We start from the raw sequence: 10,492 nt of genomic DNA, 5'->3' as shown, positions 1-10,492 counted from the left end.
ACAGGAGAAAAAGCGTGACCGACCCTGACACCCCCAACGAGATCCTCGCGAGCGTCAAGGCCGCGAAGGAGCAGGCGGCGACCGTGGCGGACAAGGTCGCCAGGGAAACCCGGTCCTGGCCACTCGCGAAGATCGGACTCGGCGTCGGCATCGGTTCCGCCGCGGTTGCCGCCGCCGTGTTGTTCGCCAACCGCTCAACGACGAAATGAGAGCGGTCATGAACCGGTTCCGCGCAATCCTGCTCGCCGCCAGCGCGCTCGCGGCAATGCCCGTCCATGCCCAGGGCGCGCCGGCGGACAGCGTCAAGCCGATCGCCTTTACCGAACATACGCTTGCCAACGGCCTGCGCGTCTACGCGATCCGCGACACGACGACGCCGAACGTCGCTATCCAGGTCTGGTACGATGTCGGGTCGAAGGACGATCCGAAGGGCCGGTCGGGTTTCGCGCACATGTTCGAACATCTGATGTTCAAGGCCACGCGCAACCTGGTATCCGAACAGATGGACCGGCTGACGGAGGATGTCGGCGGCTACAACAACGCATCGACCGACGACGACTATACCGATTATTTCGAGGTCGTGCCGGCCAATCACCTCGAACGACTGTTGTTTGCCGAAGCCGACCGGATGGCCAGCCTGGTGGTCGAGCCCACCAGCTTCAAGTCCGAACGTGCGGTGGTCGAGGAGGAATTGCGCCAGTCCACACTCGCGCGGCCCTATGGCAAGCTGTTCTCGGTCTATCTGTCGGCGGCGTCGTATGCGCGGCATCCTTATGCCCGTTCGACGATCGGCAGCATCCCCAATCTCGAATCCGCGTCGATCGACGATGTCCGGGCGTTCCACGCCGCCTATTACCGACCCGACAATGCGGTTCTGGTCGTTTCCGGCAATTTCGCTCCTGCACAGCTGAATATATGGGTCGACCGGTATTTCGCCGGCATCCAGCATCCGGCGACGGCGATACCGCGCGTGACGGTTACCGAGCCGCTTCGGACCCGGGCCGCGTCCTACACCGTCTACGAACCCAACACGCCGTTGCCCGCGGTCGCGATCACCTATCACGTCCCACCCGACCGGGACGCCGACATCCCCGCACTGAGCGTGCTGCAGACGGTCCTCGCGACGGGGGAGAGTTCGCGCCTGTATCAGGACCTCGTCTACCGCGATCAGCTGGCGCAGGATGCGGCGGCCAATCTCGACACGAAGAAGGGCACCGGCAACCTGATCGTCTATGCGATCCTGGCCGGCGGCAAGACCGCGGCAGCGGGCGAGATCGCGCTCAAGGCCGAAGTCGCGCGGTTCCGCGATACGCCTGCGACCCCGGCGGAACTTACGCGTGCGAAGAACCAGATCCTGACCGAAGCGATCAAGTCGCGCGAAACCGCCGAGGGCAAGGCGCGCACTATCGCTACATCGGTCATCATCGATGGCGATCCGCACGCATCCGACCAGCAGCTCGCCGCAATCGCCGCGGTCACGACCGCTGATGTCCAGCGCGTCGCACGGACCTATCTGGGCGACGACAGGTCAGTCACGATCCGCTATTTTTCCAACGCGGATAAACCGGCGGGAGCGTCGGGTGACGTCATCGGCGTCGGTGCCGATGTCGTCGTCGCCGATCTGACACCGCCTGCCGACGTGCCTATCATCGTGGCTGCGGGCGCGGCCGATCGCACCGCACCGCCGCCCGTCGGGCCGGCCGTCACCGCCGATCTGCCGCATCCGGTCGAGACGGTCCTGCCAAACGGCATGCATCTGGTAGTCGTCGAACGGCATGACCTGCCGCTCGTCACCGCGACATTGGTCGCATCGGGCGGTGCTGCGCTCGATCCGCTGCACCGCGCCGGCACCGCCAACCTGACGGCGGACCTGCTGACCAAGGGCACGACGACCCGCTCCGCCACCGACATCGCCCAGGCGATCGCGGCGCTCGGCGGATCGATCGCCAGCAATGCCGGCCGCGACGGCGTGTCGATCGACGTGACGGTGAAGTCGGATCAACTCGCCCCGGCAATGACGATACTCGCGGATGTGGCTATGCATTCGGTTTTCGCCCCGGCGGAACTCGACCGCGCCCGCGCGCAGGTGATCGACGGCGTGACCGTCGCGATGAAGAACCCGGCACAGCTAGCCGGTCTCGTCGCCGCGCACCTGGTCTTCGGGGATGCCCCGTACGGCGCGCCGATGGAGGGCACCCCCGCTTCGCTGAAAGCCATCACCCGCAACGATGTCCTGCACGCCTATGCCCGGACCTGGCGTCCTTCGACCACCACGCTGGTGATGGTGGGCGACATCACCCCCGCCGCGGCGGGGGTGATGGCGGAGCGGCGATTTGCGGGCTGGACGGGAAGCAACGGCACGGCCGCTCCGACGCGGCCGCCGGTTACAGGCTATCCCGCCCCCCGCGTGATCGTCGTCGATCTGCCCGACGCGGGTCAGGCGGGTGTGGTCGTCGCGCGGCCGGGGCTCGCACGTATCGATCCGCGCTATTACCCGCTTGGCGTCGCCAATACGATTTTGGGTGGTGGCTTTTCATCGCGGCTGAACCAGGAGGTACGGATCAAGCGTGGCCTTGCCTATGGCGCGAGCAGCCGGGTGCAGGCGCTTCGCGAGCCCGGAATGATCGCCGCCCTTACGCAGACCAAGAATGCGTCCGCTGCCGAAGTAGTCGCGCTGATCCTCGATCAGATGACCGCGATCGGCGCCGCTCCCGCTTCGCCCGACGAACTCCAGACGCGCAAGGCGGTGCTCGTTGGCAATTTCGGCCGCACTATCGAGACAACGAACGGCATGGCTGGTGTGCTCAGCGCCTATGTCGAACAGGGCGTGCCGCTGGACGAACTGCAGCGCTACCCCGGCCTTGTTGGCGGCGTCGATGGCCCTGCCGAACGATCCGCCGCCGCTGCTCTCCTCGATCCGACCCCAGCCAGCATCGTCGTGGTCGGCGATGCGAAGCAGTTCATAGACTCCTTGCGAAAGGCGCACCCGACCCTGACGGTCATTCCGGCGGCGGACGTCAAACTGGACGGAGCAACACTGCAATGACAGCTGCATGACGCGCGATCCTTAGCGACCCGTCCGCTCGTCCCGCGCCGGGACGCCAGGAAAAGCATGCGCGCGCTGTCGGTCGGGACCGGCTAGGGCAACGCATATGGATCGGAGACAGGTTTTGCGGATCGACGCGGTCATGCAGCGACGGGCGTTTGGCGCATGGCTGATCCTCGTCGGGCTGTCATTGACCGCACTGCTGGCGCTTTCCGCCCATGCCGCGTTCCGTGCCGTCGCGGCGCATGGCAGCACCCCGGCGGTGATCGTCGCGACATCCTCGTCCGGCTATGAAGTCGACGATCATTTCCCGGGCGCCGCCCTGCTCTACGCCAATGCGCCCGCCGCTCCGGCCACGCCCGCCGCGTCGCATGGCACGACCGGCACCACCGCGCTGCCGCCGTTGCCGATCTCGAACGCGGCGGCGGAAGCGATCGCGCTCCGCACCGTCGGTGTAGTGTCCGCCCTTCCCTTCTCGATGACGCACGTCGCCGCGATCGACCGCGGGCGGGCGATCCAGTGCCTGACCGCGGCAATCTATTACGAAGCCGCAAGCGAACCCGATGCCGGGCAGCAGGCGGTCGCGCAGACGATCCTCAACCGCGTTCGCCACCCCGCCTTTCCCGCCACCGTCTGCGGCGTGGTCTATCAGGGGTCGGACCATGCCGGCTGCCAGTTCAGCTTCGCCTGCGACGGATCGATGGCCCGTATCCCGAGCCGCGCCGCCTGGGACCGGGCGCAGCGGGTCGCGGTGCTCGCGCTCGCCGGGCGGGTCTACGCGCCGGTCGGGCTCGCGACGCATTACCACACCTATGCCGTCACCCCGGTCTGGAACCGTGCGCTCGTCATGACCGATGCGGTCGGCGCACATTTCTTCCACCGGTGGAACGGATATTGGGGCACGCCCGCTGCCTTCCGCCAGCATTACGCCGGGGGCGAACCCGTTCCGGGCCCGCATCCCCGCCCAGTCGCCGATCCACCGATCGTCCTTGCGCTTTCGGCACCGGCACCAATTGCTCCTGTCGACGTCCGGCCGGCCTATCGCGACAGCGGCCGTCCGATCGCCGCGGTCGCCCAGGGGCCGGCAGACAACCTCCCGCCAGCCTCGACCGTGCTGGACCGGTGGAAGGATTCGGGCAGGCCGCTGCGCTGAGTTCCCCTTATTTCGCAGATGTTTCCCCCAGATATTTCGCGAACCATGCCATCGTCCGCTTGCCCACATCCGCCGCATTCGCGGGGCTGCGGATGCCGTGGCCCTCGTCCGGATAGATCACCAGCGTGGTCGGTACGCCCGCGGCCTGCAGCCCCCGCCACCATTCGATCGACTGCGTCGGCGGTACCTCGATATCGCGCTCACCGACGTATATGAGCGTCGGCGTCTTCGCCTTCGTCACATAGGTCAGCGGCGACAGTTTCCGGTAGATCGCCGGATCCTGATACATCGACGCGCCGAAATAGGGGATCATCCACTCGTCGATCCCGTTGGTGCCGTAATAGCTGACCCAGTCGGACAGCCCCGCCCCCGCCACGATCGCCTTGAACCGGTCGGTCTGCGTGTTCGCCCACATCGCCATGAAGCCGCCATAGCTGCCCCCGGTCAGCCCCAGCCGCGCATCGTCGACGGGCGCGGCCTTCTCCACCGCGTCGATCCCGGTCAGGATGTCGCGCAGATCGCCACCGCCGAAGTCGCGCTTGTTCGCCGCGGTGAACGCCTCGCCCTGCCCGTAGCTGCCGCGCGGATTGGGCAGGAACACATAATAGCCCGCCTTCAGCAACGACGCCGGACCGTTGGTGCCGAAGAAATACGGCGTATTGGCTGCGGCGGGACCGCCATGGACGATCGTGACCATCGGTGCCCTGGCCGCAAGGCTGACCCCGACCGGCGCGAGCAGCCAGCCCTGCACGGTGTAGCCGTCGTCCTTCCAGGTGATACTGCGTGCCACCGTGCCCGCCGGTACCGCGTCGTTGTCATGCGTGATCGCGGTCAGCCCCGCCACCGGCCCGGCATAAATCGCCGGCGCATGTTCGAAATCCTGCACCACCGCCGCCGCCCGGCTGCCGTCGGCGCTGTACGCTACCCGGCCATCGCCCGCCGAGACGCTGGCGGGGCGGCTCCACAGCACGCTGGTGCCCCTGGTCGGATCGAACGCCACCACCGCGGCATCTGCACCCGACAGGGTCGTCGCCCGGATACCGCCCGCGGTCCAGGCGAGCGCGGTCACCGTCGCCTTGTAGCCCGGCGTCCGGTTCGAGGGGCTCCCACCCGTCACCGGCACCGTCCAGATATCGCCGCCGACCGAACCGTTGTCGCTCATCAATCCACCGACGAAGGCCACCGTCTTCCCGTCCGGCGAGACGCGGGGGTAGTTGACCTGCACCGCAGGCTTTGCAATCGGCCGCACCGCCCCCGTCGTCGCGTCGATCGAATCGATCGTCGCCACCCACCAGTTCGCATCGCCATTGCCGAGCGCGGTCGTCGCCACCACGCCGCGGCTGTCGGGCATCCAGTCATATTCGTAGACATAGCGGCCCGCCGGCGACAGCGGCCGCACCGCATCCGCCGCCACCGCCGGCCCGGTCAGGTCGAACACCGCCAACCGCTGTTCGTCGTTCGCCTCGCCGATCTCGCCCACCTGCCGCACGCCCGCCTGCGTCGCCCCGGCTTCCTTCGCGGCGTTGAGTGTCACCAGCAACGCGATCCGCTTGCCGTCCGGGGACATGCGCGGGGTGGAGGCGATGCCCTTCACCGTGGCCACCGTCCGCACCGCCGTTGCACCCGCAATCTCCAGCATCACCGTCCCCGCGGCACGGTCGCGCGCCAGGAACACCAGGTCGCCATCCGGCCCGAAGGTGAGTCCGGAATAGCTGCACGTCGCGCACGGATCGATGGTCCGCAGCACGTGGCCGTCGGTCGCCGAGCGCCAGGTGATCGCCTCATGCGGCCGGCCCTTCGCGTCGCTCGCCGGTGCCTCGACCGTCGCGATCCGGTCTCCGGCGGGGGACAGCGCCAGCCCGCCATAGCCGTGCACCGATTGCGCCAGCGTGGGCGAAGCGGTGCCGATCAGAAGGATGGTGGCGAAGGAGAACGTCTTGGCGCGCATGAAAACTCCGATATCGTCAGAATGCCGGTAGCCTAGCGAATGCGCCACCGGGATGCGAGTAGCCTCCAGCGGTCCCTTCTCCCCACCCCGGCGAAGGCCGGGGCCCAGTCGCCGAGGTTTGCGTCGGGAGCGCTTCCCGATGCCATGATCGTTTACCCAACCGGGCCCCGGCCTCCGCCGGGGTGGGGATGAAGGCATCGTCCGCCCCCGGACCCACCCCTACCCGTTGACCGGCGCGGTCTCGCTCCGCATCGCCCCGCGATCCGCCACCATGCTCGGCGAGGGCGCGGTCGCAGGCCGCAGGCCCTCGCGCTCGGACGCCGGCACCGCCGCGGTCGGGTCGGGCCGGAACGCCTCGGGCGCGCGTCGCGCGTCGCGGCCGGGCGGCGGCGCGTCGGGGGCGAGGTCGGGCGCGGGATGCTCGGCATTGCCGGGCGCGGCCGCCTTGCCGAAGTGGAACGCGGCGACCACGCCCGCGGCCAGCGAGCCCAGCGCGGCGGTCGCGCCGATGGTCACGTTGCGGGCATGGTGGCGATCGGCCTTGAAGCGGCCGTGACTGTCTCTCTTGCTCATCCTGCCGAAACGTCCGGGCCATCCGCCCGTTCCTCCGCCCTCTTGTTCTCCCGCGAAAGCGGGAGTCCAGGGTCACACGGATGGTCGCTTGCGGCCCCTGGGCCCCCGCTTTCGCGGGGGAACGAGAGATCGGCGTAATGTCTCTCCGCCCCCGGCTCTGCCTCCACCCCCCGCTCCGCCGCCGCCACCGCCGCCGCCAGGCCGGCGAACCACGCATCGCGCTCGGCGTGTGGATCGGGCAGCGGATCGTCGAGCAGCGCCGCGCGCGCCGCCTCCAGCGCCACCCGTTCGTCGGGCGTCAGCGACCGCTCATAGTCCCCCTCCTCGTCGTCCGGCCCCCCGTGCTCATAGTCCGGCCAGCCCGCGCCCTCCGCTACCGGGAAGCAGGTCAGCCATTCACCCCGCTCGTCGTCCCACCAAATCGGCCCGGACCGATCGTCGTGCCGCGGCGGAAGTGGAGGAAGTGGAGGCGTGCCATGCGCCTTCGTATCCGCCGCGACCCGCACCGGTTCGGCCGGTGCCAGTTCGGCCCGCGGCGGCGCGGCCAGCACGACCAGCCCCGCCGCCTCCGCCCGCGCCCAGTCCGCCGCGTCCCACGCCGCGCGATCCGCCGGATCGAGGTCGCCCACGTCCAGCTCGTCCAGCATCGCCGCCCCCGTCCGCACGAAGCGATCCGCGCGCGCCAGCGCCACCAGCGGGCCGATATCGGGCCCCTCAGCCTCCACATCCGCCGCCGCGCTGACCCGCGCGCCAAGGAACAGCCCGGCGCGGGCAGGGCCGCCGCCCCGCTCGATCCCGGCGAGATACGCTTCCCAATCGGACGCGATCAGCCGCGCGGCATGGTGCGTGCGCTCGCCCCCTTCCGCCGCCGCCAGCTTGTCGAGCCGGGTCAGCATCGCCATCGCCAGGCGATTGTCGTAGCGGTGGCGCGTCACCTCGCTGCCGTCGGGCCGGGTGATCGTCTCCGTTTGTCCGTCGATCGCCCGCGCGGCGAGCGTATCGGCGAAGGTATCGCGCGCGAGCAACGCCGCCGCCTGCCACCCCAGCGCGAACGCCGCCCCCGCCGCGCGCCGCCGCAGCGCATAGGCCGAACTGACGGTCAGCCCGACGAAACGGCAGCATTGCTCGACGGTATGCCCCTCCGCCAGCGCGGTCAGGAAGGTGTGCTGCCGCTTGGGCGTCCAGCCGTCCTGCCGGGAGCGGCCCTGCGCGTCCGTGGCGGGGGATTCGAGGGTGTAGGCGCCGTCTTCGTTCCCGTCGCTGGCGAAGCGGGCGGGGGCGTTCACTTCGCGGCTCCGCGGTGGGCGGGGTGGAGGGGGGTGCCGTTGGAAGGGAGCGGTCGGGCGGTCGGGGCCATGGCGATGTCCTTTCGTTGCGAGAAGGACTCGGCAGGTATGCGGAAACGGGGGCTGTAGGACAGCCCCTGCGCGCCCGAGAAATTAGCGAAGCTGATCGCGAGGCCCCGCCGCGCGCAGGGCCGGCCGGCGTCGCTACAGCGACGACCGACGACGCGGCTTCGCCGCGGCGATGCGTTCAGATGCGATCCTTCTCCGCTTGCGGCGCCCCAGCTATCTCGCGCATCCGACCAACCCCCGGGTCACGACTACCGGGAAGTAGGCCCTCCCGCCGACCGTAGGACGCTCGCCAGAGCGGAGTACCCGGTCGTCGTGGTGGCGGGAGGGCTGAAACTCAGCATCGCCGGTCAGGGATATTGCTGCCGCGCGTGCAGGACGGCGAGTATTTCAGTCCGTAACGTCATTTCGTCTTGTGCTGATCGATTCTAGCTCGCGCCATCGCCATCACTTGATCGTGTGGGACGCCTAGCCCCTTTGACGTCATTGCCCGCTTGACCTTAGCGCGGAACCACTCGTCATGCGCCGCAGCATCCTCACGGGCTGTTATTTTTGGCTTGTTTGGAATGAGGTCGGCCAAAAATCAAACTCTCGTTGCGACCGGACAGAAGATGGTACCGGGCTAAAAAAACAAAATTATCGCTTATTTGATCCCGCAGATTGCGCCTTAGCCCTCGAATTGGACGCAGAAAGAGACCTAGACCGGATTGATATCGGAAGGTCTTGATGCCGGTTCTCGGCGTGGCTCAGGGAGGCAACCAACCATGAGCCGTTTTCCTGCTTGTCGGTCATCGAATCTACCTCAATCATTATCTCGTAAACCTGCCACACCTTGACTCCTGACTCTAGCTCTGATGCGTTCGGCAGCAAGAAATATCAGGCGATCCATCAAATGGCTGACGAAAAACGAGAAGTCTTTTTTGGGCTAATAGCTCCCATCGGAATCAACCTAGATTCGGTCGAATTAACGTTAGCACACGCCCTACAACGCGTTGATTATGAAGCAAATAATATCAGGCTTACTTCGATATTCAGTCAGCTTGGCAATAAATACCATGTTCAATTTACTGATGAATATGACCGATATGATAAGCTTATTAAAGCGGGTGATCGTCTTTGCAGAGATGCGGGAAGAAACGATATTCTTGCATTGTACGGCATTGAGCACTTAAAATTATATCAATCTCGCGGTATGGATGACGAAATACCTGAAAAGGTTGCACATATTTTTCGTCAGATAAAACGCCCTGAAGAGATCCGTACTCTAAAGGAGGTTTTTGGTCGTAACGCGATGTTTTTGTCGTGTTATTCATCAAAAGAAAATAGAAAAGACTACCTGGTAAAAAAGTTACTTAAAACAAACAGAGGAACAAATAAAACGGAACTTGAATCGATGGCACTCAAGATCATGTCTATTGATGAAAATGAAAAGGATATGCCAAGTGGGCAAAGAGTTATGGAATGCTATCAACATGCTGATTTCGTTCTTGATTGCACTGATTTATCAACCCTAACCAAGTCCGCAGATCGACTTATTGATATTTACTTTGGCCATCCGTTCGTATCACCGTCAAAAGACGAATATTGTAGTTATTTTGCAAATGCGGCATCCTACCGATCGCTTGATCTTTCAAGGCAAGTAGGAGCGGCCATTTTTACAGATGATTGCGAAGTCGTTGCTCTTGGATGCAATGAAGTTCCAAAAGCAGGAGGCGGGACATATTGGCAAGACTCAGATTGTGATCATCGCGATTACGCCTTGGGCCAAGACTCGAATCAGCAAGTCAAACAGGATATGGCTCGCGATGATCTTGTTAGATTGCAGAAGACTTGGCTAGCCGACAAGTATCGCAACCTATCACCCGAAAGACTTTCTTTCCAAGTTCTTGAGGCAAAGGACGCCCCTTTACGGGGATCGATGATCAGTGATGTAATCGAATATGGTCGCGTGGTACATGCTGAAATGAATGCTATCACGGATGCGGCGCGAACGAGGAAAAGTACTCAAGACACCACTCTTTATTGTACAACTATGCCATGCCATCTTTGTACAAAGCTAGTTATAGCATCTGGTATAAAGCGTGTTGTCTATGTTCAACCTTATTCAAAAAGCTTAGTCGATGAACTTTATCCCGATTCAGTTTCAATCGACCAGGGACTACAGCCTAACAAAGTTACATTTGAAACATTAAAAGGTGTTACCCCGAACGGATTTAGAATTGCGTTTCGAAAGACGTCAAAACGCAAAAACGATGATGGAACAGCAATTTCGTGGAATCCACTACAAGCCATACCGACATTCTTGAGTTTCTTCCCATATTACCGGCCTCTAGAGATGACAGCGTCATCGGAATTCGATAAGGCATTAACAGCCTGCTGAAAAAGGGCTTGGCTATCGCGCCGTGAGATGATTCATCGTG

8 protein-coding genes are annotated in these 10,492 nt (G+C 64.4%); 4 read left to right on the top strand and 4 right to left on the bottom strand.

Translation table 11 applies throughout. From position 1 onward, the window contains the following. From ACFE7D_RS12680 to ACFE7D_RS12670, 3 genes are all read left to right on the top strand, one after another. On the top strand, positions 1-209 hold a 209-nt coding region (locus ACFE7D_RS12680), incomplete at its 5' end, for a hypothetical protein (protein WP_375395781.1). An 8-nt stretch (positions 210-217) separates the two neighbouring features. Continuing rightward, entirely contained in the window at positions 218-3,046 is a 2,829-nt protein-coding gene (locus tag ACFE7D_RS12675) for a M16 family metallopeptidase (protein ID WP_375395780.1), read from the top strand. A gap of 106 nt (positions 3,047-3,152) precedes the next feature. Then, positions 3,153-4,199 (top strand): cell wall hydrolase, encoded by a 1,047-nt coding sequence (locus tag ACFE7D_RS12670; RefSeq protein ID WP_375395779.1) that lies wholly within the window; start codon positions 3,153-3,155, stop codon positions 4,197-4,199. Between the two features lie 7 nt (positions 4,200-4,206). Here ACFE7D_RS12670 and ACFE7D_RS12665 read toward each other — a convergent pair whose 3' ends face one another. The 4 genes from ACFE7D_RS12665 to ACFE7D_RS12650 all read right to left on the bottom strand — a co-directional run bounded on the left by ACFE7D_RS12665 (position 4,207) and on the right by ACFE7D_RS12650 (position 8,652). Beyond that, on the bottom strand, positions 4,207-6,147 hold the full coding sequence (locus tag ACFE7D_RS12665; protein ID WP_375395778.1) for a prolyl oligopeptidase family serine peptidase: 1,941 nt from the start codon (positions 6,145-6,147) through the stop codon (positions 4,207-4,209). Between the two features lie 219 nt (positions 6,148-6,366). Next, positions 6,367-6,720, bottom strand: coding sequence for a hypothetical protein (locus tag ACFE7D_RS12660; protein ID WP_375395777.1), 354 nt, complete (start codon positions 6,718-6,720; stop codon positions 6,367-6,369). Continuing rightward, a complete protein-coding gene (locus ACFE7D_RS12655; RefSeq protein WP_375395776.1) occupies positions 6,717-8,006 on the bottom strand; it encodes a hypothetical protein in 1,290 nt (429 codons plus the stop codon). The genes ACFE7D_RS12660 and ACFE7D_RS12655 overlap by 4 nt, the downstream gene beginning before the upstream one ends. 469 nt (positions 8,007-8,475) lie before the next feature. Next, complete coding sequence (locus ACFE7D_RS12650; protein WP_375395775.1) at positions 8,476-8,652, bottom strand: stability determinant; 177 nt, start codon at positions 8,650-8,652, stop codon at positions 8,476-8,478. A gap of 312 nt (positions 8,653-8,964) precedes the next feature. On the opposite strand from ACFE7D_RS12650, the gene ACFE7D_RS12645 reads away from it, so the two are divergent. Beyond that, positions 8,965-10,452, top strand: coding sequence for an anti-phage dCTP deaminase (locus ACFE7D_RS12645; protein WP_375395774.1), 1,488 nt, complete (start codon positions 8,965-8,967; stop codon positions 10,450-10,452). Positions 10,453-10,492 lie beyond the last annotated feature (40 nt).

It is taken from the genome of uncultured Sphingomonas sp. (assembly GCF_964244235.1).
Lineage (GTDB): Bacteria > Pseudomonadota > Alphaproteobacteria > Sphingomonadales > Sphingomonadaceae > Sphingomonas.
The sequence above is the reverse complement of the archived record's forward strand: the minus strand, read 5'-3'. Positions and strand labels throughout refer to the sequence as shown.

What these genes read in the sequence shown, in the direction of transcription:
- ACFE7D_RS12675 (WP_375395780.1), top strand. Translation starts at nt 218, where the DNA reads ATGAACCGGTTCCGCGCAATCCTGCTCGCCGCCAGCGCGCTCGCGGCA.
- ACFE7D_RS12670 (WP_375395779.1), top strand. Translation starts at nt 3,153, where the DNA reads ATGGATCGGAGACAGGTTTTGCGGATCGACGCGGTCATGCAGCGACGG.
- ACFE7D_RS12665 (WP_375395778.1), bottom strand. Translation starts at nt 6,147, where the DNA reads ATGCGCGCCAAGACGTTCTCCTTCGCCACCATCCTTCTGATCGGCACC.
- ACFE7D_RS12660 (WP_375395777.1), bottom strand. Translation starts at nt 6,720, where the DNA reads ATGAGCAAGAGAGACAGTCACGGCCGCTTCAAGGCCGATCGCCACCAT.
- ACFE7D_RS12645 (WP_375395774.1), top strand. Translation starts at nt 8,965, where the DNA reads ATGGCTGACGAAAAACGAGAAGTCTTTTTTGGGCTAATAGCTCCCATC.